This is a genomic window from Rhodanobacter sp. AS-Z3, assembly GCF_029224025.1.
Classification (GTDB): Bacteria; Pseudomonadota; Gammaproteobacteria; order Xanthomonadales; family Rhodanobacteraceae; genus Rhodanobacter.
Window position 1 is genome coordinate 3,153,777 of sequence record NZ_CP119392.1, and the last position, 24,140, is coordinate 3,177,916.

Below are 24,140 nucleotides of genomic sequence, written 5' to 3' on the forward strand. Positions count from 1 at the left end.
GAGCCTTGGCGTGAGCCCAGCCGAACAGATACCGATACGCGACGGCGAACTGATCGCCGCGATCGACATGGGTTCAAACAGCTTCCACATGGTGGTGGCTCGCATTGAGCATGGCGAACCTCGCGTCATCGACCGCCTGCGCGACACCGTGCGCATGGCCGCTGGCCTGCGTACCGACGGCAGCCTCGATGCTGACCGGCGCGCACGCGCAATGGCTTGCCTGGCGCGCTTCGGCCAGCGCATTGCCGGCCTGCCCTCGATGCGCGTGCGCGCCGTGGCCACCAACACGGTGCGCCAACTGGCCTCGCCACAAACCTTTCTGACGTCGGCGGAAGCGGCGCTAGGGCATCCGATCGAAGTGGTCTCCGGCCGCGAGGAGGGTCGACTGATCTTCCTGGGCGCCGCGCATGACCTGCCGGTGTCACGCGAGCCGCGGCTGGTGATCGACGTGGGCGGTGGCAGTACCGAATTCATTATCGGGCGCAGCCTGGCCCCGCTGCACACCGAAAGCGTGCAGGCCGGCTGTATCGCCTCCACGCTGCGCTTCTTCCCGGCCGGCAAGATCAACCGCAAGCGCTGGCAGCGTGCCGGCAGTGACATCGGCGTACTGCTGCAGCAATTCGCCGAGGACTATCGCGAGTCCGGCTGGCAGGATGCCTACGGGTCTTCCGGTACGGCCAAGTCGATTGGCTCGGTGGTCCAGGCCATGGGCTTTTCCGACGACGGCATCACTGCCCAATCGCTCGTCGCGTTGCGCGAAGTGCTGATCGAACACGGTCAGATCAATACGCTCAAACTGCCCGGCCTGATCGAGGACCGCGCACCGGTACTGGCTGGTGGCGTGGTGATCATGGAGGCCGCGTTTGCCGCGCTTGGCATCGACCGCCTGCGAGTCTGCGAAAGCTCGATGCGTGAAGGATTGTTGTGGGACCTGCTCGGCCGCGCCGGCGGCAGCGACCCGCGCACCGGCAGCATCGACGCGCTGGCCAGTCGCTACGGTGTGGACCGCGCCCAGGCACGGCGGGTCGAGTCGACCGCGATGATGCTGTTCGATCAAGTTGCGCGTAGCTGGAAGTTGAACGGCGATGCGCGCGAGTGGCTGTCGTGGGCCGCTCGCGTGCACGAGATCGGCCTGGCCATCGCACACAGTCAGCACCATCATCATGGCGCCTACATCCTGCGTCACGCCGATCTGGCCGGCTTCTCGCGTCAGGAACAGCAGTTACTGGCCGCCGTGGTCGATATGCACCGACGCAAGCCGGACAAGTCGGTGATTACCGCACTACCACAGCGCTATCGCGCATTGGCTCGTTACACCACGGCCCTGTTGCGACTGGCCGTATTGTTTCGACGTGCGCGTCGCACGGAATCACTGCCGCAAATGCGGCTCGCCGCCAGCAGCAAATCCCTGCGCCTGACCCTGCCGCACAAATGGCTTGAGCAACACCCGCTCAGCGAAGCAGACTTGCAGCAGGAACAGGCGCCCATGGCCGAACTTGGCCTGCGGCTGGAACTCTCCGGCAACTGACGCAAACCCACTCCACGACATCGCCGCGTATGATGGCGCGAGATCCCGACCAATTTCATGCCCATGTTGAAATCCCTGCTTGCCACCTTGCTGCTGATCCTGCCGCTGGCACTCGCCGCGCAGACGACCAAGCCGACGCCTGCTGTCTCGGTACCAGCACCGCAGGTCATCCTGAAAACTTCACAAGGCGACATCACGCTGGAGCTGTATCCGGACAAGTCACCCAAAAGCGTGGCGAACTTTCTGCAATATGTCCGCGACGGCTTCTACGATGGCACCCTGATGCACCGCGCCATACCCGGTTATCTGGTGCAGGGCGGTCTGTACACCCGCGAACTGCAACCCAAGCGCACCCGTTCGGCCATTGCCAGCGAAGCCGACAACGGCCTGTCCAACCTGCGCGGCACCATCGCCGTTGCCCGCGGCGCCGACCCGAATTCCGGCACCGCCCAGTTCTTCTTCAACCTGGTGGACAATCGCCGCCTGGATTTTGCCGGCAACCAGAGCGGACTGACCTGGGGCTATACCGTGTTCGGCAAGGTCATCAAGGGCATGGACGTAGTCGACAAGATCGCCGCCTTGCCAACTCGCGCGCTTGGCCCATTTGCCGCAGACGTACCCAATCCACTGGTGCTGATTGAAAGTGCCCATGTACTGGGTGATCAGCCACCCGCTGCACCGGACAGCAACGCCGGCACAGCCAAACCTGCGGAAGAAGGCCCACACGCCGCAAAAGCTCCGGGCAAACGGGCTGCCAAGCCCGGCAAAGGCTGAGTAGCAGATGGCCACCTTGTTCATCGCCGACCTGCACCTGGACGCCGGCCGGCCCCAAATCATCGAGCTGTTCGAGAAGTATCTGGCCAGTGACGAGGTTCGCCAGGCCGACGCCTTGTACATTCTTGGCGATCTGGTCGAGGCATGGATCGGCGATGACGACGACGCTGAACTTCCCGCACGCATCGCGGCCGCGACGCGTGCCGTGCGTGACGCGGGCGTGCCGGTGTACTTCATGGTTGGCAACCGCGATTTCCTGCTCGGCGAAGCATTTGCCACCCAGGCTGGGATGACCTTGCTCGACGACGGCGTCGTGCATGACATCCAGGGCTGCCCCACCTTGCTCATGCATGGCGATGTGCTGTGTACCGACGACGTCGCCTATCAGGCCGTTCGCCGACAGGTGCGCACACCCGAATGGGCGGCACAAATCCTTTCCATGTCACTGCAAGCCCGCCGAGCGTTCGCCGCCAAGGCGCGCGAAGACAGCAAGGCGCATACCGGCAACACCATGGAAAGCATCATGGACGTCAATGCCGGCGCGGTGATTGAGGCCATGCACAAGGCCGACGTGAGGCGACTCATCCACGGGCATACGCATCGGCCGGCGGTGCATTCGCTGGAGCTGGATGGGGAAGCGGCTGAGCGGATCGTGCTGGGTGACTGGTATGAGCACGGATCGGTGTTGCGTGTGGATGACGGCGGCCACGTGGAACTTCGCGGACTGGCGACGGGCTGAACTTTCCGCCGCCCTGCGTCACCTGTGCCAGTTGCGCAGTGCACTCAGCAAGTCACTCAGTACTGCCCGGAGCGCCGAGGCGCCGCGCAACCCGCTCTCCCAGAAGCGAGAACGCTCAGCCCCCGCATCTACTTGCCGAAGACGTACAGCCCTCTCCCCTGTGTGCAGGGAAGGGTAGGCGCGGACTCGCTATTGAACTCGCGACACCATGTCGATGAGGGAGTCTTTCAGTCAGATACGCGAGACATCCCCGAGGGCCCCCGACCGACGAACTCGACAGACTGCGACCACATCTTCAACGCGGACATGCGCAAGGAACCGAGCGCTTTCGTGCCGCGATCGAAGCCCAATTGTCTCGCCGTGCCGCCCCCGCCAAAATCGGCAGGCCCGAAAAATCTGCGCCCCTTTTTTTGTTAAGTCCAACCTGCCCACCGTTTCCGTACACGCGCTGGAGCTGAATGGGAAAGCAGCAGAGCGGATCGTGCTGAGGAATTGGTAGGAACATGGATCGGTGTTGCGGGTGGATCGGCAAGGTGTCGAGCTGCGCGGTCTGACGGTGAGGTAAGCGTCAGCGACGTGGGCAGGATGCCGTAGTCGAACATCGGCGCAGCCGATGGCTCGGAGAGTCAGGCACTGGATGTGACGAATAGCGGTTGGTTCGTCCACTACCTCTCTTCGACAGATACGCAAAACGCCCCTTGCGGATACCGCGCATATTGCGAGTGCGGGGATTGTTCGGCCCTTCCTGGGCCTCACCCTTGCGCGCTGCGCGCTTCAGGGCCAGCCTGCGGCTGTCCAATTTTGCTCCAGACAAAATTGTCGAACGGGTGGCTCGTCCACCATCTCTCTCCGCCAGATACGCAAAACGCCCCTTGCGGATACCGCGCATATTGCGAGTGCGGGGATTGTTCGGCCCTTCCTGGGCCTCACCCTTGCGCGCTGCGCGCTTCAGGGCCAGCCTGCGGCTGTCCAATTTTGCTCCAGACAAAATTGTCGAACGGGTGGCTCGTCCACCACCTCTCTCCGCCAGATACGCAAAACGCCCCTTGCGGATACCGCGCATATTGCGAGTGCGGGGATTGTTCGGCCCTTCCTGGGCCTCACCCTTGCGCGCTGCGCGCTTCAGGGCCAGCCTGCGGCTGTCCAATTTTGCTCCAGACAAAATTGTCGAACGGGTGGCTCGTCCACCACCTCTCTCCGCCAGATACGCAAAACGCCCCTTGCGGGGCGCTTTGCGTATCTGGCGGAGAGAGAGGGATTCGAACCCTCGATCAGGTGTTTAGCCCGATACTCCCTTAGCAGGGGAGCCCCTTCGGCCACTCGGGCATCTCTCCGGGGTTTTTCCGCATTGCTGCGAAGCCGGCAAGGATACTAACCGGCGCGGTCAAGGTAAAGACCTAATTCACTCCATCACTGCTCAGGGGACTCATGGGAGTCGGCAGCCGACTCGTTTTCGCCCTTGATGCGCTGATAGATTTCTTCGCGATGAACAGACACGTTCTTCGGTGCATTGATACCGATGCGTACCTGATTACCCTTTACACCAAGAACAGTGACGGTCACCTCGTCGCCGATCATAAGGGTCTCACCGACCCGGCGGGTCAGAATCAACATGATTTACTACTCCATAAAAGCTGTTGGTCAAAGGCTCGTGAACCGACGTTGCCTCACCCCTGAGCGCACGTCTTTTCACAATTCGACGAATGATCCATCGAAGGCCCTACCGCCTCTCCGGCTCACAGCCAAAACACTCCTTCGGCGTCCTGACTGGCGACAGGGCCATGTTCGACCCTATCGACACGTGTTTGATACTAACTGAGCACGAATCTCCCGCGCAATCAGTCAAGAATATGACGGATGGCACGGCGTGGCGGCTGGGGAGCCTATCGCGTAGAAATCCAGTCCGCCAAGTTCGTCAGAATTGCCGGCAAGCCAGGGGCATCGGCACCACCTCCCTGGGCCATGTCCGGTCTACCACCGCCCTTGCCGTCGATCTGCGCGGCGACATATGCCACGACGTCGCCGGCCTTGATTTTCGCCAGGGCCTTGCCATGAACGCCGGCAATCAGCGAAACGCGACCGTCAGATGCGCCAGCCAGCAGGACCACGCAGTCGCCAAGCTGCTGCTTGAGTTGGTCCACGCTGTCTCGCAGCGACTTGGCGTCAAGGCCCTCCAGGCGCGCGGCAACCACCTTGATACCGTCGATGTCCTTCGCCGAACTAGCTAGATCAGCGGTAGCCGAACCAGCCGCCTTGCTGCGCAATGACTCCAGTTCACGCTCCAGTTTCTTCTGACGATCGAACAGTTGGCGCAGCTTTTCCACGGCATCGTCGCCACTGCTGGAAAGTAGCTGCGAGAACTCGCCCAGGCGACGCTCCTCATCGGCCACGTGCTCCAGCGCGCCAGCACCAGTCACCGCCTCGATGCGACGAACGCCCGAGGCCACGCCAGCTTCACTGACAATTTTGAACAGACCGATGTCACCGGTACGAGCCACGTGGGTACCACCACACAGCTCGGTGGAGAAATCGCCCAGCTTCAGCACACGTACTTCATCGCCATATTTCTCACCGAACAAGGCCATCGCGCCAAACTCGATTGCCGCGTCGTAACCCATGTTGTGTGTCTCGGCGGCCGCGTTGCGACGCACCTCGGCATTCACCATCAACTCGACACTGGACAATTCTTCGTGACTCATCGGCTTGTGATGCGAAAAGTCGAAACGCAATCTTTCCGGTGCCACCAGGGAGCCCTTCTGCGTGACGTGGGTGCCCAGCACCTGGCGCAAGGCCGCGTGCAGCAAATGGGTGGCCGAATGATTGAGCACGATCGCCTGGCGACGCGACGCGTCTACCTGTGCGTCGACGGATTCACCGGTACGCAGCGGCTCGCCGCCCTGCCAGCGACCGGCATGTCCAAAGAACACGCCGCCCATCTTCAACGTATCGCCCACTTCGAAACGGCCCGCCGCGCTGGACAAGCTGCCAGCATCACCCACCTGACCACCCGATTCGGCATAGAACGGCGTGCGATCGAGAATCACCAGGCCCTCTTCGCCATCGCTCAATTGATTGACCTGTTTGCCGCCACGCACAATGCCAAGCACCTTGCTGGCGGCGCCGTTCAAGGCTTCGTAGCCGAGGAATACGGTGGGCTGGAGCTGACTGGCCAGCTCGGCCGGCATCTGCCCCTTGGCCTCGAACTTGCCAGCAGCACGAGCGCGCTCGCGCTGCTCATTCATCGCCTGCTCGAAGCCGGCCATGTCGACTTCCATGCCGCGCTCGCGCGCGATGTCCGCCGTCAGGTCAACCGGAAAACCGTAAGTATCGTAAAGACGGAACGCGTCCACGCCGGGGATAGTCTTGCCTGCCTTTCCGGCAACCTCGTCGAACAGCCGCATGCCGTGCTCCAGCGTCTCGCCGAAACGCTGTTCTTCGATCCGCAATGCGTCTTCGACGAAAGCCTGCTTCGCCACCAACTCAGGATAAGCCTCGCCCATTTCCTCAACCAGCGGCTGCACCATCTTCCAGAAGAAATCACCGCGCACACCGAGCATCCAGCCATGGCGCAGTGCCCGACGGATGATCCGGCGCAGCACGTAGCCGCGACCCTCGTTGGACGGCAGCACACCGTCGACGATCAGGAAGGAACAAGCGCGGATGTGATCAGCGATCACGCGCAGCGATTTGTTGGAAAGATCGGGCGTGCCGGTGAGTTCACCAGCTACGCGGATCAGGTGCACGAACAGATCGATCTCGTAATTCGAATGCACGTGCTGCAGCACCGCGGCCAGACGCTCCAGACCCATGCCGGTATCCACACACGGCGCTGGCAGCGGGCTCAGCGTGCCGTCGGGCGCGCGATCGAATTGCATGAACACCAGGTTCCAGATCTCGATGTAGCGATCACCGTCCTCGTCCGGCGAACCGGGCGGACCACCGGCAATATCCGCGCCGTGGTCGTAGAAGATCTCGGTGCACGGGCCGCACGGGCCGGTGTCGGCCATCTGCCAGAAATTATCGGAGGCGAACGGTGCGCCCTTGTTGTCGCCGATGCGCACGATGCGCTCAGCCGGAATGCCGACCTGCTTGTTCCAGATATCGAACGCTTCGTCATCGGTGTGATAAACAGTGACCCACAACTTGTCGGCGGGTAGCTTGAACACACCGGTCAGTAATTCCCACGCATAGCTGATCGCATCGCGCTTGAAGTAGTCGCCGAACGACCAGTTGCCCAGCATCTCGAAGAAGGTGTGGTGACGCGCGGTATAGCCCACGGCGTCCAGGTCATTGTGTTTACCGCCGGCGCGCAGGCAGCGCTGCACGTCCGCCGCGCGCACATAGCCGGGCTTTTCACTGCCGAGGAACACATTCTTGAATTGCACCATGCCGGAGTTGGTGAACAGCAAGGTCGGGTCGCTGGAGGGAACCAGCGAGCTGGACGGCACGATGGTGTGGTCCTTGGAGCGGAAGTAATCGAGGAAGGCAGAGCGGATTTCAGAGGTTTTCATGCGGATCGCGATGGCTGGCGGTAACGGGCCACGCCGCAGGCAAGCCAACCTTTCCATCCGTCCATGGCCGTGGGGCGATGGATCTCAGGAAATATCGTCGGCCTCGTCCACTTCGGCGCGGGTAACACTCCGTACTGTGGCGGCGGCAAAGCCGCGACGCAAGAGGAACTGTGCCCGGCGCGCCCGTTCAGCGGGGTCTGCGCTGCCCGCGCCACCATAGCGACGGCGCAGTTGAGCCGCCGCCGAGGCGTCCCAGTCGACCTCCGCGTCATCCAGCAACTCGCGAATGCGCGCATCGGCCAGGCCGTGACTTTTCAGCTCCACGCGCAGACGCATCGGGCCGTACCCCTGGGAAATCCGGCTGCGCAGCAGCACTTCGCCGAAGCGGTCGTCGTCTTGGTAGTGCTGCTCCTCAAGTCGTTCGATGGCAGCACTGGTCTCTTCGCCCTCGTAACCGCCCTGACGCAGTTTGGTTTTAAGTTCCTTGCGCGAATGCTCACGCCGTGCCAGCAGGCCCAGGGCCTTGTCGTACGCTGTGCGCTTGGGCTTGGCCGGCCGCTCTCCCGGTGATCGATTATCGCCAGTAGTCCCTGACCCGGGGCGACGCCTCACGACCATGCAAACGCACATGGCCCGGGCAAGCCGGGCCATGTATTTCGCGGTGAAACGTCAATCGGCACGAATCACGCTTCCTCAAGCGTCTCTTCGGCGGCCGCTGCCGCAGGCTTGCCGACCGGAACCAGCAGGCGCGCACGCAGCTCGGTATCCACCTCGTTGGCAATGGCGGGATTGTCGCGCAGGAACTGGCGCACGTTCTCCTTGCCCTGACCGATACGGTCACCCTTGTAGCTATACCAGGCGCCTGACTTGTCGATCAGGTTTTCACGCACGCCCAGCTCGATGATCTCGCCTTCGCGCGAGGTACCTTCGCCGTACAAAATTTCGAATTCGGTCTGGCGGAATGGCGGCGCCACCTTGTTCTTGACCACCTTCACACGGGTTTCCGAGCCGATGATCTCATCGCCTTTCTTGACCGCACCAATGCGGCGAATGTCCAGACGCACCGAGGCATAGAACTTCAACGCGTTGCCGCCGGTGGTGGTCTCCGGGCTGCCGAACATCACGCCGATCTTCATGCGGATCTGGTTGATGAAGATCACCAGGGTGCCGGACTTCTTGATGTTGGCGGTGAGCTTGCGCAGCGCCTGGCTCATCAGGCGTGCGTGCAGGCCGACGTGGGAGTCGCCCATTTCGCCTTCGATTTCCGCCTTCGGGGTCAACGCCGCGACCGAGTCGACCACGACCATGTCCACCGCACCGGAGCGCACCAGCATGTCGGCGATTTCCAGTGCCTGCTCGCCGGTATCCGGCTGCGAGACCAGCAGGTCATCGACCTTGACGCCCAGTTTCTCGGCGTAGGTCGGGTCGAGCGCGTGCTCGGCATCGATAAACGCGGCAGTGCCACCTGCACGCTGGCAGCTGGCAATCGCCTGCAGCGTCATGGTGGTTTTGCCGGACGACTCCGGGCCATAGATCTCAACCACGCGTCCGCGCGGCAAACCGCCGACACCGAGCGCGATATCCAGCCCCAGCGAACCGGTGGAGATGGTCTCGATCGCCTCATTGACGCGATCACCCATGCGCATGATGGCACCCTTGCCAAACTGCTTTTCAATCTGGCCGAGCGCAGAAGTGAGCGCTTTGCGCTTATTGTCATCCATCGTCTTGTAATCCGGTTGGGCTGTGAATGGGGAGCATGATGCCCGGGGGGAATCTCACGGGCTGCGATCTGCGCCACCGGCGCGGGTCGGCATGTGTGGATGCAGTATCCCACACCGGTCAAGTTAGTCTGGCAGCAGACTCCATCTCAATCCGTCAGCGCTTTGCCCAAGCCGGTGAGCGCCGCCGCCACGGTCTGCCGGCGCACTGCCTCACGATCGCCCGGAAAATGGAACAGCTTCGCGTGCGCGTAGCCGCCGCGGCGCTTCCAGCTGATCCAGACGGTACCGACCGGCTTGTCTGGCGTGCCACCGGATGGCCCGGCAATGCCGGTCACCGCCACCGCCACACCCGCGCCGAAGCGCGCCAACGCGCCGGAAACCATCTCCAGCGCGGTCTCCTCACTGACCGCGCCGGCGTGTTCCAGCGTTCGCGGATTGACCCCAAGCAAAGCCTCCTTTGCCTCATAGCTGTAGGTCACCACGCCAGCGTCATACCAGGCCGAACTGCCGGGCAGATCCGTCAGCACCTTGGCGATCCAGCCACCGCTGCATGATTCGGCCGTCACCAGCATCAGACGGCACCGCTGTACCTCGGTAGCGACCTCGCCAGCCAGCGCCAGCAATTCGGCATCGGTAGGAACAGATGACAACTCCATGCGAGACTCCCGGACTTGATTGCACTTTGCGCGATGCGCAGAGGCACCGTTCTACCTGTTCCGCGCGACCACGCCAAGACTTGCATTGCATGAGCCAAGACGATCTCACCAAGCACACGCCGTTCATGCGGCAGTATCTTTCCGCGAAAGCGGAGCACCCGGACGTGCTGCTGTTCTTCCGCATGGGCGATTTCTACGAACTGTTCTATGACGACGCGCGCAAGGCGGCGCGATTGCTCGACATCACGCTGACCCAGCGTGGGCAGTCGGCCGGCGCACCGATTCCGATGGCTGGCGTGCCGTATCACGCGGCTGAAAACTATCTGGCGCGGCTGGTGCGGCTGGGCGAATCGGTGGCGATTTGCGAGCAAATCGGCGATCCGGCGCTGGCCAAGGGCATCGTCGAGCGCAAAGTGGTGCGTATCATCACGCCTGGCACGGTGACCGATGCTGCGCTTCTGGAAGACCGGCGCGACAACCTGCTGTTGGCGATCGCCGCTGGCGCTCAGGGCGCTTACGGATTGGCCTGGGTCGATCTTTCCAGCGGGCGTTTCCTGCTCAGCGAAGTGCCGAACGCCGAAGCACTTGCCGCGGAACTGGCACGGCTGCAGCCTGCTGAAACCCTGGTCGGCGAGGATGTGGCCTGGCCGAAACTGGTCAGCACCCTGCCCGGCCTGCGCAAACGTCCCCCGTGGCACTTCGATGCTGATGCGGCCAAGCGCGAGCTCAATCGCTTCTTTGGCACCCGTGACCTCGGCGGTTTCGGCCTGGACGGCATGTCGCTGGCAGTCGCTGCCGCTGGCTGCCTGCTCGGTTACGTCGAGGAAACCCAGAAGAGCGCGCTACCGCATCTGACGGGCATGGCAGTGGAAAGCGCCAGCGAAACGATCGCGCTGGATGCCGCCACGCGCCGCAATCTGGAACTGGATACCCATCCCAGCGGGCGCCTTGAACACAGCCTGCTGGGCGTACTCGACGAAACCGTCACGCCGATGGGCGCACGCGCATTGCGCCGCTGGCTGACCCGGCCGCTGCGCTCACGCGATCTGTTGCGTCAGCGTCATCAGGCGATCGGCATGCTGATCGACAGTCGCCGACACGAGAGCCTGCGCGAGCAGTTGCGCGGCATCGGCGACCTGGAACGCATCCTCGCTCGCGTGGCCCTGCGTTCAGCGCGGCCACGCGACCTTTCCACCCTGCGCGACGGTCTTGCCGCCGCGCCGGTGCTGCGCGATCAGATCGCCACGCTGGACAGCCCACTGCTGCACGCGCTGGTTCAGCGCATCGGCGACCATGCAGACACGGCAGCGCTGCTGGCCTTCGCCGTCGTCGAACAGCCCCCTGTACTCCAGCGCGACGGCGGCGTGATTGCCGATGGCTATGACGCAGAGCTGGATGAACTGCGCCGCCTGTCCACCCATGCCGACCAGTACCTGGTCGAACTGGAGGAGCGGGAGAAAGCCGCCAGCGGCATCAGCACGCTGAAGGTCGGCTACAACCGCGTGCACGGTTACTACATCGAGATCAGCAAGGGCCAGGCCGACAAGGCACCGACGCATTACACGCGGCGACAGACCACCAAGAACGCCGAGCGTTATATCACCGAAGAATTGAAGTCATTCGAAGACAAGGTGCTGTCGGCGAAGGAGCGTTCGCTGATGCGCGAACGCGCACTCTACGAAGCGCTGCTCGACACGCTCACCGAGAAGCTGGAGACGCTGAAAACCGCCGCCAGTGCGATGGCCGAACTCGACGTGCTGAGCAACCTCGCCGAGCGAGCCGAGGCACTGGACTGGAGCGCCCCTGAGCTGACCGACGAACCCGGTATTGCGATCGAGCGTGGCCGCCATCCGGTCGTCGAAAAAGTCCGCGACGAACCGTTCGAGCCGAACGACCTGAAACTCGGCGACGCCCGCCGCATGCTGGTGATCACTGGCCCGAACATGGGCGGCAAATCGACTTACATGCGCCAGAACGCATTGATCGTGCTGCTCGCGCACATCGGCAGTTACGTGCCCGCCAGTCGCGCGGTGATCGGCCCGATCGACCGAATTTTCACCCGCATCGGTGCGGGCGATGACCTGTCGCGCGGGCAATCCACCTTCATGGTGGAGATGAGCGAGACCGCCAACATTCTGCACAACGCCACCGCCGACAGTCTGGTGCTGATGGACGAAGTGGGACGTGGCACCAGCACCTATGACGGCCTGTCGCTGGCGCGCGCGGCTGCCGTGCATCTGGCGCGGCAATGCCGCGCGTACACCTTGTTTGCCACGCATTATTTTGAACTGACCGAACTGGCCAGTGAATTCCCGACCATCGCCAACGTGCACCTGGACGCGGTCGAGTACGGCGAGCAACTGGTGTTCATGCACGCAGTGAAGGACGGCCCCGCCAACCGCAGCTTTGGTTTGCAGGTGGCCGCACTGGCGGGCCTGCCGAAATCGGTGATCGCCGATGCGCGACGCACGCTGGCAGAACTGGAGCGCGGCATGCATCAATATGCCAGCGCACCGGCACGTGCGGCTGAAGCGTCGCCACAGCTGGGGCTGTTCGCCCCAACCCAACCCTCGGCAACCGAGCGCGCGCTGGATGAGCTCGACCCGGACGCGTTGACACCGCGCGAAGCGCTGGAAGCGCTCTACCGCCTCAAGTCACTGAACTGAGCGCACATCAGAAGGCCGGCTTCAAGCCGGCCTTCTGATGTCATCCAACCCATTCAGCGATGACCGCGGCGGCAACTCCTCTTTGCCGCCTCCACCACCCGCGACGGATGGATTCGTCAGGCCGCTGCGCTCAACCTGATCGCATCCAGCGCCTGATTCAGATCGGCCCACAGATCGTCAACATGCTCGATGCCGACGGACAGACGCAACAGCCCCGGCGTGATGCCGTGCTCGGCTTGGGTGGCTGCATCAACGACGCGATGGGTCAAGCCGGCCGGATGCTGGATCAAGGTATCCACCGAACCCAGGCTCACCGCAGGCGTGGCCAGCTTCACCGCCGCCATCACCGCACTCGCTGCGGCGTGCCCGCCGCGCACCTCGAACGCCATCAGGCTGCCTGGCCCGTTCATTTGCGTGTCCACCAGATGCGCATTCGCCACGGTGCCAAGCCCGGGATAGCAGACCTTCGCCACCACCGGATGCGCGGCCAGCAACTTCGACAATTTGCGTGCATTGTCCTGCGCCTTCAGCACGCGCAGCGACAAGGTCTGCAGACCGCGATGCAGCAGATAAGCGCCCAGTGGATGCAGCAAACCACCGGTAGCTGCACGCACCTGGCGCAGCGCCGATGCCCAATCCGCATTGCAAGCGACCACGCCGGCAATCACGTCGCCATGGCCACCGAGGAATTTGGTCGCGCTGTGCAGCACCAGCGTGGCACCCAGCGAGGCCGGCTGCTGCAGCACCGGCGTGGCAAAGGTGGAATCCACCAGCACCGGCACCGCCCCGGCGGCCTTCACCACCGCCGCAATGTCGATCAAATCCAGCGTCGGATTGGCCGGCGTCTCGATAATCACCAACGCGGTATCGGCATTGATCGCATCGGCCACTTCTGCCGGCTTGACCCAGCGCGTGGTGATACCGAGCAGGCCGGAGTTCAGCAGGTGATCGTTGGTGCCATACAGCGGTCGCACCGCCAGCACGTGCTTGCCGCGCTGGCCGGCGGCGAGCAGGCAGGCCGACATCGCCGCCATGCCCGAAGCAAACGCCACCGCATCGGTGGTGTCTTCCATCTGCGCCAGCGCATTCTCGAAACGCGCCACCGTGGGGTTGTGCAGCCGCGCGTAGATCGGGTTGGCCGCGCTGGCGGCACCACCGACCAAGGCATCAAAGCTGGCAGTTCCCTCGGCCAGATCGCGCACCGGATACGTGGTGGACAGATCCAGTGGCGGCGCATGCACGCCCAGCTCGCTGAAATCCTCGCGACCGGCGTGTACACCCAGCGTTTCAAGACGTGACATGAGACCCACCCCATTCGAAATAGTGGCTGGATATTAGAATCATCCGCTATGCTGGAAATTCGTTACCGAATTATATTTCGCCAAAGCCAAAATCATGCGCCTGGATCGAATTGACTTCGCGATACTGCGCGAGCTGCGGAAGAACGCTCGACTGCCCAACAAGACGCTCGCCGAACGCGTTGGCGTAGCCCCTTCGACGGCACTGGAGCGGGTGCGCCGGTTGCGCGAAAGCGGCGCGATCAGCGGCTACCACGCGGAGATCGCGCCAGCGGCGGTAGGCATCGGTTTGCAGGCGATGATCAGCGTGCGCCTGGCACGCCACTCACGCAAGGATCTGGACGCCTTCCACGCCTATTTGCTGACCTTGCGCGAGGTGCTGGCGTTCTATCACGTGGCCGGCGCCAACGATTATCTGCTGCACGTGGCCGTGGCCAACAGCGACCACCTGCGCGACTTCGCACTCGACGCGTTCACCACGCGGCCGGAAGTGGCACACATCGAGACCAGCCTGATCTTTACCTTCCGCCGCAATCCAGACGTGCCGATTTACCGCGAGGCGGATCAGGACTGAGCCGCGCTTCCAGACTCAAGCCAGGCCATGCGCGGTCTTCAACACCATCGGCGACAGCGTTTGAGCTGACAGTGCCGGCGTCACATCTGCGTCGGGCATGGCGATGTCGGGAATATCCGCCAATTCATCGACCAGAAGCTCCGGTGCCAAGGCCAACCCGGCGGCCTGCTGCAGCGCACTGGCATCGCTGCGGGAAGGCAATCGTCCCGCGCGCACCAGATGGCCAATGCGCACGTAGACGTCATCGCGATCAAACGGCTTGCGCATGAAGTCGTCGGCACCAAAACGCTGCAGATAGAATTGCTCGGTAGCCTGCGGATTGCCGCTGATCATCACGATCGGGATATCCCGCGTCAGCGGGTCATGGCGCAACGCGCGCAACACCGCGAAACCATTCATGCCCGGCATCACGACATCGAGGAAGATCAACGCCGGCTGCTCATGGCGCGCCTTTTCGATCGCCGTCTCGCCGTCGACAGCCTTGAGCACGGCATAACCATCCTGCCGCAGCATCTTGCCCAGTACCGCACAGATCGTGGGCGAGTCGTCCACCACCAGCACGCGCGATCCCACTGGCGCCTGAGGTTCCACCCGCGAAGTACCTTCCGCATGACTGCCGAGCAGACGCTTGAAAAAACCAATGCCACTCTTCAACGCGTGTCCGTCCATGCGAGTTCCCCATGCAGTGTGACTTGACGAAGTTCCGCCAAGTCAGTGGATTTGCAGGAATACTCACCCATCCATGCACGCCATTCTGCGATGCACTGCTCATTGATCGTGTTTGAGTCGCCGCAAATCACGCCGTGCCTGCTTGTCCGGACGTTTTGGCGGAGCCCCGGCACCGATCAATCGATGCAACTCACGCGCCGCCTCGCGCGTCGCGCGGCTGGATTCGGTTTCGTCGTACAAGGTCTGCGCCACGCTGGCCGGACCGCGCCGCTCGGACAACGCCAGCACCTCCACTTCCATGCGTTCCTCGCCACGACTGATCTTCAGGTGATCACCCACACGAAGTGTTCTGGCCGGCTTGCAACCAGCGTCGTTGACGCTGATGTGACCACCGTCAATCGCCTGCTTGGCGAGACTGCGGGTCTTGAAAAAGCGGGCAGCCCACAGCCACACGTCGACGCGCGTGGTGGCGACACTTTCTGATGAAACGGGCTTGCTCACGGCGACCCGGGTCGCAGCATCGTCAAACCTCAGCCCCGGTTGCCGGACTGCTCGATCATGTCGTGAGGATCGGGCATCGCGATATCGGGAATCGCGGCATGCTCAGCCGCGGTGTGCTCCGGTTCGCTGGTTACCGGTTCCATCGTCGTGCGTTCCCGCACAACCAGGCGTCCACTGGCCGTCAGGTGTTCGATGCGCGCGAAGACCTCGCTGCGCCCAAACGGCTTCTTCATGAAGTCGTCGGCGCCAAAGCGCTGCACGTAAAACTGCTCGGTCGCCTGCAGGTTGCCGCTGATCATCACGATCGGAATATCCCGTGTCAGCGGGTCATGGCGCAACGCACGCAACACCGAGAAGCCACTCATGCCGGGCATCACGATGTCGAGGAAAATCAGATCCGGAATTTCGCGCTTGGCAATGACCAGCGCCTCATCGCCGTCGGCCGCTTTCAAAACCGAATGGTGGTTCTGCGTCAGCATCTTGCCGATCACCGCGCGGATGGTGGCCGAATCGTCCACCACCAGAATGCAGGCTTCCTTGGGCTTGCCGGAACGCGGCAGCGCACGGCGTTCGCCGTGTTCGCCACCAAACAGTCGTTTGATCAGCTGAAAACCTGCCATGACCCCAATGCTCCCTTTCCCCACCTTGAGCGCTAGTGTCGGCGCAGCACGCGCCAGACGCAAGAAAAGCGTTACGAGCCGAGCAGCCAGTCGCCCAGAGGAATGGTCAGCAGGGACAACACGATGCCGGCGCCCAGCACGGTATTGGCCAGACTCGGCTCCAGGCCGTATTCGTCGGCCAGGATGGTCGCCGACACCATCGGCGCCATCGCCGCCTGCAGCACGCCCACGGTCAGCACCAGCCCATCGACACCGGCCGCGCTGCCCAGCGCCCAGCACAGCAACGGCGCCAGCAACAGCTTCCAGCCCAAACCCCAACTCACCGCACCCAGTTGCCGCTGGCCCGGATGGAACTTGAATTGCAGACCGACCGAGAACAGCGCCAGTGGCGTCAGGGTGGCACCGATCGGGGCAAACACACCATCCAGCAACGCCGGCCAGCCACCGCACAAACCCGCCACGATGCCGACCAGCAAGCCAATCGTTGGCGGGAACGTGAAGATGCGCCTGGCCACCAACCCCAGCGCCGGCTTGCGCCCGGAATACAGCGAGGCCACCACGATGCCGCCAATCGCCAGCACCGGAAAACAACCCAACTGGTCGGCAACCACCGCCAGCGCCAACCCCTGCTTGCCGTGCAAGGCCTGCAACAGCGGATACCCCATGAACGAGGTGTTGCCCAGGCCACAAACAAGGATCAGCGCACCGGTGCGCTGACGTGACCAGCCCAGCCGCGGCCCCAGCAGGCCGAACAACAACCACGCGCCACCGAAGGTGAGCCACATCACGGCGACCAGAAACCACAGCTGTGGATCGAAGCTGACCTTGGGAATCAGTTCCAGCACCAGCGCCGTCAGCGCCACATTCAGCACCCACCAGTTGATCCCTTGCACGATGCCCGCTGGCGGCTTGGCATAGCGCGCCACCAGGGTGCCCAGGAGCAGGCAGACGAACAGCAACAACATTGCACTCATCGAAAGCGGTGCCGCAGTGGAAAGTTACTCATTAGACGCGAAGCGCCGACCGTGGGAAAGCCGCTGCAACAAGCCATCGGCCATAATCCGCGACCGGCGACCGCGCATGGCACCATTACGCTGATGAACGACCCCACCCACCTCGCGCACGGACTGGTCGGCGACAACACGCCGCCGGACTGGCCTGCGCTCGGCGCAGACGAAGTCGGCGATCTGCTGCGTGATTACCCGTCGGTGACTGGCCCGACCCGAATCCGCTGGCACAGTCCGCGACCGCTGTCGGCGGCCTGTCTGGTCGAAACGGACGCAGGCGTGCTGTTCGTCAAGCGCCATCACCATCGCGTGCGCACGGCAGCAACGCTGGGTGAGGAGCATCGCTTCATCGCGCATCTGCGTGATCGCGGCATGCCGATTCCCGGCCTGTTGCGCAACGTTGAGCGCAGCACGGTCAGCACGCGCGGCGAATGGGTGTATGAAGCTCACCAGTGCGCCGCCGGCATCGACCTGTACCGCGAGTTGATCTCGTGGGAACCGTTGTCCGCCTGCTCACACGCTTTCAACGCCGGAAGCATGCTGGCCGGCCTGCATCACGCCGCGACTGACTATCACGCGGCTCAGCGCAACACGCATATTCTGGTGGCGCGCAGCGACTTGATTCAGGCGGCTGATCCGGTCGCGACCTTGACCGCGCAACTGCCGCAACGACCCGGACTGGAGCACTATCTTCGCGATCGCCACTGGCAGCATGACCTGCATGAACTGCTCGCCCCGTGGCATCCCGTCGTACAACCGGCGCTGGCGCGACAACTGCCGCTGTGGACACATGGCGACTGGCATGTCTCCAACCTTTACTGGAGCGATGACAGCGCCAGCGCAACCGTCAGCAACGTGCTCGACTTCGGTTTGTGCGCGCGCAACTTCGCGCTGTTTGATCTGGCCACGGCGATCGAGCGTAATGCGATCGCGTGGCTGGAACTGGACCATCACACCGACATAGCGCATCCCGACATCGCCCATGCGCTAATCGATGGCTATCACCAACAGCGGCCGCTGACTCAAGCCGACCGCGATGTACTGGCCAACCTGCTGCCGCTGGTACACGTGGATTTTGCGTTGTCCGAAATCGAGTATTACCACGCCATCACGCAATCACCGGCCAACGCGGATCTGGCCTACGACGCGTTCCTGTGCGGCCACGCCGCGTGGTTCCACACCCGCCACGGACAGGCACTGTTGCGCGGCATCCGCAACGCCGACTAAACACATCGGGACAATCCGTGGTTCAATAGGCGTTCTTGAAGCGGGGGTGCCCGGCGTAGCCGGGCTGAGAGAGTCCCTTGGAACCTGATCCGGTTTGTACCGGCGTAGGGAGCTTGCAGATCCAGCGTGTCCTTGCGACCGCCGGGTCGCCGTCGCTTCGTCCGTACCCAAGTTGACGACGACGAGAACGATGCCCTTTTCCCGCACTCCCCTGATCCTCGCCCTGCTCGCGGCTGTTGCGCCGGCGCACGCCACCGACACCACCACGGACACGGCCAGCGAACCGCAAGCCACGCATCTGGCGCCGGTCCACGTGAATGCGAACGGCAACCTTGGTTATCACGCGAACAACTCGCAACTGGACACGTTCGGCAGCTTCGGCAATGCGCCGCTGCAGGACACGCCGGCAGCGATCACCGTGATCACCCGCGACCAGATCGACGACCGCCAGCCGCACACGCTGAGCGAACTGGCCCGCAGCGACGCCGCGCTGGGCGACAGCTATGCGCCGGTCGGTTACTACCAGGACATTGCCATCCGTGGCTTTGCACTCGACCTCGCCACCGGCTATCGGCTCAACGAGATGAGTCTGGTCGGCGAACAGCCGGTTGCGCTGGAAGACAAGCAGCGGGTGGAAATCCTCAAGGGTCTGGGCGGTCTTGAAGCCGGCGTGGTCGCGCCAGGCGGCTTGGTCAACTACGTCAGCAAGCGCCCGGCCGATGTACGCAGTGCCACGGTTGGCACCGACTCACACGGTTCGCGCTATCTCGCACTCGATGTCGGTGGCTGGCTCAGCCCGACGTTCGGGGTGCGCGTGAATGCCGCGCATGAGGACATGAACTCCTACGTGCAGCATGCCGATGGCCGACGCACGTTCCTCTCGCTGGCGGCGGACTGGAAGATCAGCCCGAACGCCACGCTGCAACTGGACAGTGATTACCAGACCAGCGGACAGCGCTCGGTCTCCGGCTACCAGTTGCTGGGCGGCACGACGATTCCGGCAAACCCCAGCCGAACCCGCCTGCTCGGTTTCGAGCCATGGCAGCGGCCGGTGGGTATCGACGCCAGCAACAGCACCTTGCGCTTCAACTATCGCCTCGGCGACGCCTGGAGCGCGCAGCTTTCCGCCAGCCACAGCCATGCCGTGATCGACGACAACGTCGCGTTTGCTTACGGCTGTTTCTATTCCGCGGACTGCGCCAGCGGCGCCACGCCCGGCTACTTCTTTGCGCCGAATGGTGACTACGACATCTACGACTATCGCAGCCCCGACGACACCCGCGTCAACGACGAGGCGCGTGCCGTGTTGAAGGGTTCGTTCGACACCGGCGCGATCAGCCACGAAGTCAGTCTGGGCAGCAGCGCCTTCCGTCGCACCATCGACCGTCGCGCCTACGTCTACGACTACGTTGGCACCGGCAATATCAATCAGGTGAACCCACCGTACTTCGCGCCGTCGCCGAACCAGCCCGGCAATTCGGTGCGCCGACTGACCAGTTGGCAACATTCCGTATTCGCGCTGGACCGGGTGCATCTGGGTGAACAATGGCAGGTGCTTGCCGGTGCGCGTTTCGTGCGTCTGCACGAACGTGCCTATGACTCCAGTGGCGCGCCCGAGCGCGATACGCAGCTCAGCAAAATGCTGCCGCAGGCCGCCGTGCTGTGGCAGCCCACCGCACGCCTGACCGGTTACCTCAGCTACAGCGAGAGCCTGTCACTGGGCAACGAGGCGCCGTACTGGACATCCAATGGCGGCACCACGCTGGCGCCGCTGCTGGCACGCCAGAGCGAAGCCGGCCTCAAGCTCGCGTGGAGTGATGCATTGAGCCTGACTGCCGCGCTGTACCGCATCAGCCAGCCCTACCAATTCGCGCAGCCTGGCCAGACCGCAGAAGGCTTTACCTTCGTGCAGCACGGCAACGAAGTGCACAGCGGACTGGAACTCAACGCTGCCGGACAACTCAGCGATCGCCTGCGCCTCACCGCCAGCGTCAATCTGATCCGTGCCCGCGCCGAAAACACTGGTTCACCTACTTACGAAGGCCATCAAGTCGTCAACGTGCCGCGCGTACGCAGCGCGCTGTATCTCGACTATCGCCTGCCGTTCGCCGAGCAGCTCAGCGTGCTCGGGGGCTGGCGCTACGCCAGCAGCAACATGGCTACGCCTGATGGCGTGACCCGCGTGCCGGCGTATAGCGTGTTCGACGCCGGCGTGCGTTACGCCAGTCAGTGGAACGGCCATGAAATGACCTGGCGGCTCAGCATCGACAACATGTTCAACCGCTTCTACTGGCGCGACACCGGCAGCTCCGGCGGCGACAGCTACCTGTTCCCGGGTGCGCCGCGGCTGGCGCGCCTGTCACTGACGTTCGCGTTCTGACATGACCTGGGTCGAACTCATCGCCGCCATCGTCAGCGCCCTGGGCGTCTGGCTGACCACCCGACGCCAGCCGTGGTGCTGGCCGGTCGGGCTGGTGTCCGTGCTGGTCTACGCGTGGGTGTTTGTCGACGCGAAGCTGTATTCCGACGCGCTGCTGCAACTGGCCTTCGCCGGCTTCATCGGTTACGGCTGGTACCGCTGGCTGCAACACCTCGGCGCAGACGGGCGGGTGCAGGTGGCACCGCTACCCCGGCGGCAGGCGCTCATCCATCTGCTCATCGGCGGCGTCGGCGCGGTCGCGCTCGGTGCGTTCATGCATCATCTGACGGATGCGGCGCTGCCGTGGCTGGACTCGGCGCTCACCGCCTTCAGCCTGGTGGCGCAATGGTGGCAGGCGCGGCGGCATGTGGCGGCATGGTGGCTGTGGATTGCGGTGGACGTGATCTACGTGGGCGAATACGTTTACAAACACCTGCTGATCACCTCGGTGCTGTATGCGGGATTCGTGGTGTTGGCGGTGATCGGCCTGCGCGCCTGGCAAGGTGCCGGTCGCAAGCTTGCCCGTACGCCGGCAGTGCCTTCGACACCGGCTTGAGCGCGATCACCATCAAGCAAGGGAAGCTCCATTGCGGCAACGTCATGTTCAGCGCACCCTAACCCTCGCTCCGGCACTCTTTGGGCCATGCGAGGCCACGCAGGATGGACGCCATCATGAAAGTCCGACCGAACCGAATCCGGTTGTCATGCATCGCGGTGCTGCTGCTGACTGCAGCGGGCTGCGCCGGTGCACAGAACATCTACAAGTGCACCAGTGCTGCAGGGGTCAGCTACACCGACCGCCCCTGCCCGAAAGGCCAGGGCGAATTACTGCATCAGGCTGACGACACCGAAGTCATTGACCGCTACCTGCGACTGGGTCAGGACAACCTGGCCAAAAGCTACGCCGACTCGCACCATCTTGAAGCGCTTTACCAGCAACGCATCGAAGTGCGGCAACAGACGCAGGACGAAAAAGCGCAACGCCAGGCTGATGAAGCCTACGCCACTCAAATACGCGACGAACAGGCACAGCAACAAGCACAACGCGACGAAGCCGCCGAACGCAATCGCCTGCAAGGCGAGAACGAGGCACTGCGCGAGCAGAATGCGGCTTATCAGGATCAACTGACGCAGGAAGCCTCCCGCCCTGCACCCGCCTATTTCGCACCCTATCCGAACCGTCGCCCCCGCCGCGATCATCACCACGACGGTGACGGTGGACACGATCACGAACCGCCTTCAACCGAACCTATCTTCCATCCGTGCAAACAGCTCGCCGGTGGACGCACGCAGTGCTGATCGGTTCGCAAACAACGACGCCCGTTCACTGACGGGTCGTCGGTACCGCTAGGGCAAAACGGGAATCGCCAGGCTGCGTTCGATATCGCCGGTGGCACCGGTGCGCAGGCTGGGCGGAATGTGCCCGACGTCACCGACGGAAATGACTTTGAAGCGGCCATCGGCCTCGACCAGAATTTTGGTGATGCTGGCATTCTCAACCGACATTTCCAGCCACGCCGCGCTGTCGACACCCAGCGCCCGAACCACCATGTTGCGGATCACGTTGCCGTGGCAAACCATCAAGTCCGTCTGCGGGTGACCGTGGGCCGGCTTGAAATACTGCGCGAACAGGCGGTCGAACTGCTGCTTGCAGGCAGCCAGATCAGCCGGCTTCTCGTCAACGGTCACTTCCTTGCGACGCGTCGGCGGCATGCATTCCTCAAGATCGCCAACCACTTCGAAATGGCGGCCCGGGAAGTCTCCGGCAATCACCGCCGCGGTATCGCGCGCCCGCTGCACCGGGCTCACATACATCGCATCGAAGTGGTTCGGCAGCGCAGCCAGCCGCGCACCGACCAGATGCGCCTGGGCTACGCCGATCGGGGCCAGATGCGGGCCGAGCTTCTTGTCAGCCGCGGGATCGGCCCGGTAGTCACCGTGGCGCACCAGGATGATGGTGCGGGTCGCCGGCGCTTCGGCGGCGCACGCTGGCGCAGTAAGCAGCAGGCAGCAAAGAAGCAACAGAAGACGAGGCAACATGACGACTCCCGGGGTGAATGGCCGGTCGATTATGCCTCGACGACCGCACCACGAAAGCCCCGTCCGTGAGGCACTCATCACCCGCACCGCCACGCCGCTGCCTCGAACCGATCAAGACACGCCGAACTCAACGCGCCGACCGTAGCCCTCTCGCCGCTGGTCGCACGCCACGACGGTACGGTTGCCTGCCAACGCTTCGCTACCGCTACCGCTGCCGCGTTGCGTATCGTCCGCAACAGGTCACTGCAGTGCCGGCAATGAATTGTCGATCTGGCGGGCACATTCGAGGCCGATCAGCGAAGCAGCAAACGACCTTGTGTCCGGGCGCGATGTTGTCCTGAAGCGGCAACCGTCAGCGCTTCGGCAAGGCTTCCAAATGCGTAGGTTTCGCTGTTGATGGCACCCATGCGGCCAACGAGCTTTTCGAGGTCACGACGAGCCCGCACGCTTTCTTCCGCGGCGCACGGAACCGGCCACTGCAGCCCATCCCGCCCGTCCCCCTTGCGAACTGAAGTTGTTGCGCGATCGACTGGTCGGCCGTGCTTGACACCAGACAACTTGCGGAGGAACTTCCCTGATAGCAACAGAAGCAAGGATTTAACTCACCAGGAGGTGCTTCATGAAGTCTGTTCAGCTAACCGTTGTACTCAGCACGTTGGCGCTTTGCTCCGGCACGGCAGCCGCCGCTTCCGCCTCGCTCAACCAATTCAACTCGAAAGTCATGCCGGTATTGGTGCGGGTGAACTCGCAAGGCAAGGTCACCGAAGCTTCGCCGGCGGTGGAGCTCACGCCAAAAATCAGGCGACTGATGCGCGCAAATCTCGACGAGATGATCCGCACACCAGCAACCGACAAGCACGGCCGCCCGATCGCCAGCCAGTTCGTGATCAACCTTGCGCTGAATACAGCGCCAAGCACCAACGGTAATTACGACGCGAAGTTTGCCTACGTGTCGACCTCGCCGGTGCCCGCCGGGTCATGGTATTGGGTACATCTGGACGGTGTCCGCGTGGCGCTCGCCAACCAGAACTACCGCCGTCAGGACACGCACTACACCCGCGAGATTCCGACGGCGTATCACACCACCACGACGGTCAATCGGTCGCCAGCACCCAGTGTCAATGCCAGCTCGTCTTCATCCACGCCCGCTCCCCGACGCGATCGCTAAGCCAACGAAAAGCCCGCCGAAT

Annotated in this window: 21 protein-coding genes, 1 tRNA gene and 1 riboswitch; of the genes, 10 read left to right on the forward strand and 12 right to left on the reverse strand. The window is 63.2% G+C overall.

All coding sequences use genetic code 11. The features are described from left to right. The first annotated feature begins 10 nt into the window (after window positions 1–10). The 3 genes from PY254_RS14050 to PY254_RS14060 all read left to right on the forward strand — a co-directional run bounded on the left by PY254_RS14050 (window position 11) and on the right by PY254_RS14060 (window position 3,041). A complete protein-coding gene (locus tag PY254_RS14050) occupies window positions 11–1,528 on the forward strand; it encodes a Ppx/GppA phosphatase family protein (RefSeq protein WP_281012665.1) in 1,518 nt (505 codons plus the stop codon). Between the two features lie 63 nt (window positions 1,529–1,591). Then, entirely contained in the window at window positions 1,592–2,302 is a 711-nt protein-coding gene (locus PY254_RS14055) for a peptidylprolyl isomerase (RefSeq protein WP_281015227.1), read from the forward strand. 7 nt (window positions 2,303–2,309) lie between these two features. Further along, window positions 2,310–3,041 (forward strand): UDP-2,3-diacylglucosamine diphosphatase, encoded by a 732-nt coding sequence (locus tag PY254_RS14060; protein WP_281012666.1) that lies wholly within the window; start codon window positions 2,310–2,312, stop codon window positions 3,039–3,041. A 1,241-nt stretch (window positions 3,042–4,282) separates the two neighbouring features. Here the strand turns inward: PY254_RS14060 and PY254_RS14065 are convergent. The 6 genes from PY254_RS14065 to PY254_RS14090 all read right to left on the reverse strand — a co-directional run bounded on the left by PY254_RS14065 (window position 4,283) and on the right by PY254_RS14090 (window position 9,929). After that, window positions 4,283–4,375 (reverse strand) — tRNA-Ser (locus PY254_RS14065). A gap of 76 nt (window positions 4,376–4,451) precedes the next feature. Beyond that, the gene (csrA, locus tag PY254_RS14070; protein WP_281012667.1) at window positions 4,452–4,655 is read right to left on the reverse strand and encodes a carbon storage regulator CsrA; all 204 of its coding nucleotides are present in this window, start codon (window positions 4,653–4,655) and stop codon (window positions 4,452–4,454) included. A 269-nt stretch (window positions 4,656–4,924) separates the two neighbouring features. Then, window positions 4,925–7,552, reverse strand: coding sequence for an alanine--tRNA ligase (alaS, locus tag PY254_RS14075; RefSeq protein ID WP_281012668.1), 2,628 nt, complete (start codon window positions 7,550–7,552; stop codon window positions 4,925–4,927). Window positions 7,553–7,636: 84 nt separating this feature from the next. Beyond that, window positions 7,637–8,203, reverse strand: a complete 567-nt coding sequence (locus PY254_RS14080) for a regulatory protein RecX (protein ID WP_281012669.1) — start codon at window positions 8,201–8,203, stop codon at window positions 7,637–7,639. Window positions 8,204–8,235: 32 nt separating this feature from the next. Beyond that, the gene (gene recA / locus PY254_RS14085) at window positions 8,236–9,273 is read right to left on the reverse strand and encodes a recombinase RecA (RefSeq protein ID WP_281012670.1); all 1,038 of its coding nucleotides are present in this window, start codon (window positions 9,271–9,273) and stop codon (window positions 8,236–8,238) included. 146 nt (window positions 9,274–9,419) lie between these two features. Beyond that, window positions 9,420–9,929, reverse strand: a complete 510-nt coding sequence (locus PY254_RS14090) for a CinA family protein (RefSeq protein WP_281012671.1) — start codon at window positions 9,927–9,929, stop codon at window positions 9,420–9,422. A gap of 89 nt (window positions 9,930–10,018) precedes the next feature. Between PY254_RS14090 and mutS the strand changes: the two genes are divergently transcribed. Beyond that, a complete protein-coding gene (mutS, locus tag PY254_RS14095) occupies window positions 10,019–12,595 on the forward strand; it encodes a DNA mismatch repair protein MutS (protein ID WP_281012672.1) in 2,577 nt (858 codons plus the stop codon). A gap of 116 nt (window positions 12,596–12,711) precedes the next feature. On the opposite strand, the gene PY254_RS14100 is transcribed toward mutS, so the two are convergent. Beyond that, the gene (locus PY254_RS14100) at window positions 12,712–13,896 is read right to left on the reverse strand and encodes a trans-sulfuration enzyme family protein (RefSeq protein ID WP_281012673.1); all 1,185 of its coding nucleotides are present in this window, start codon (window positions 13,894–13,896) and stop codon (window positions 12,712–12,714) included. Window positions 13,897–13,990: 94 nt separating this feature from the next. On the opposite strand from PY254_RS14100, the gene PY254_RS14105 reads away from it, so the two are divergent. Then, the gene (locus tag PY254_RS14105) at window positions 13,991–14,467 is read left to right on the forward strand and encodes an Lrp/AsnC family transcriptional regulator (RefSeq protein WP_281012674.1); all 477 of its coding nucleotides are present in this window, start codon (window positions 13,991–13,993) and stop codon (window positions 14,465–14,467) included. Window positions 14,468–14,482: 15 nt separating this feature from the next. Here PY254_RS14105 and PY254_RS14110 read toward each other — a convergent pair whose 3' ends face one another. From PY254_RS14110 to PY254_RS14125, 4 genes are all read right to left on the reverse strand, one after another. Then, complete coding sequence (locus PY254_RS14110) at window positions 14,483–15,136, reverse strand: response regulator (RefSeq protein ID WP_281012675.1); 654 nt, start codon at window positions 15,134–15,136, stop codon at window positions 14,483–14,485. A gap of 99 nt (window positions 15,137–15,235) precedes the next feature. Then, the gene (locus PY254_RS14115) at window positions 15,236–15,637 is read right to left on the reverse strand and encodes an Hsp15 family ribosome-associated heat shock protein (protein WP_281012676.1); all 402 of its coding nucleotides are present in this window, start codon (window positions 15,635–15,637) and stop codon (window positions 15,236–15,238) included. Window positions 15,638–15,666: 29 nt separating this feature from the next. Then, a complete protein-coding gene (locus tag PY254_RS14120; protein WP_281012677.1) occupies window positions 15,667–16,257 on the reverse strand; it encodes a response regulator in 591 nt (196 codons plus the stop codon). A 71-nt stretch (window positions 16,258–16,328) separates the two neighbouring features. Then, the gene (locus PY254_RS14125) at window positions 16,329–17,222 is read right to left on the reverse strand and encodes an AEC family transporter (protein ID WP_281015228.1); all 894 of its coding nucleotides are present in this window, start codon (window positions 17,220–17,222) and stop codon (window positions 16,329–16,331) included. A 132-nt stretch (window positions 17,223–17,354) separates the two neighbouring features. Here PY254_RS14125 and PY254_RS14130 point away from each other — a divergent pair, with 132 nt between their 5' ends. The 4 genes from PY254_RS14130 (at window position 17,355) to PY254_RS14145 (ending at window position 22,209) form a co-directional block, all read left to right on the forward strand. After that, entirely contained in the window at window positions 17,355–18,491 is a 1,137-nt protein-coding gene (locus PY254_RS14130) for a phosphotransferase enzyme family protein (RefSeq protein ID WP_281015229.1), read from the forward strand. A gap of 32 nt (window positions 18,492–18,523) precedes the next feature. Then, a riboswitch (TPP riboswitch) is annotated at window positions 18,524–18,619 on the forward strand. Between the two features lie 62 nt (window positions 18,620–18,681). After that, a complete protein-coding gene (locus PY254_RS14135) occupies window positions 18,682–20,871 on the forward strand; it encodes a TonB-dependent siderophore receptor (protein WP_281012678.1) in 2,190 nt (729 codons plus the stop codon). A gap of 1 nt (window position 20,872) precedes the next feature. Beyond that, on the forward strand, window positions 20,873–21,466 hold the full coding sequence (gene pnuC / locus PY254_RS14140) for a nicotinamide riboside transporter PnuC (RefSeq protein WP_281012679.1): 594 nt from the start codon (window positions 20,873–20,875) through the stop codon (window positions 21,464–21,466). Between the two features lie 116 nt (window positions 21,467–21,582). After that, a complete protein-coding gene (locus tag PY254_RS14145) occupies window positions 21,583–22,209 on the forward strand; it encodes a DUF4124 domain-containing protein (protein ID WP_281012680.1) in 627 nt (208 codons plus the stop codon). 48 nt (window positions 22,210–22,257) lie between these two features. Here the strand turns inward: PY254_RS14145 and PY254_RS14150 are convergent, their stop codons facing one another. Further along, window positions 22,258–22,950 (reverse strand): histidine phosphatase family protein, encoded by a 693-nt coding sequence (locus PY254_RS14150; RefSeq protein WP_281012681.1) that lies wholly within the window; start codon window positions 22,948–22,950, stop codon window positions 22,258–22,260. A gap of 619 nt (window positions 22,951–23,569) precedes the next feature. Between PY254_RS14150 and PY254_RS14155 the strand changes: the two genes are divergently transcribed. Next, a complete protein-coding gene (locus PY254_RS14155; RefSeq protein ID WP_281012682.1) occupies window positions 23,570–24,118 on the forward strand; it encodes a hypothetical protein in 549 nt (182 codons plus the stop codon). Window positions 24,119–24,140: the final 22 nt, after the last annotated feature.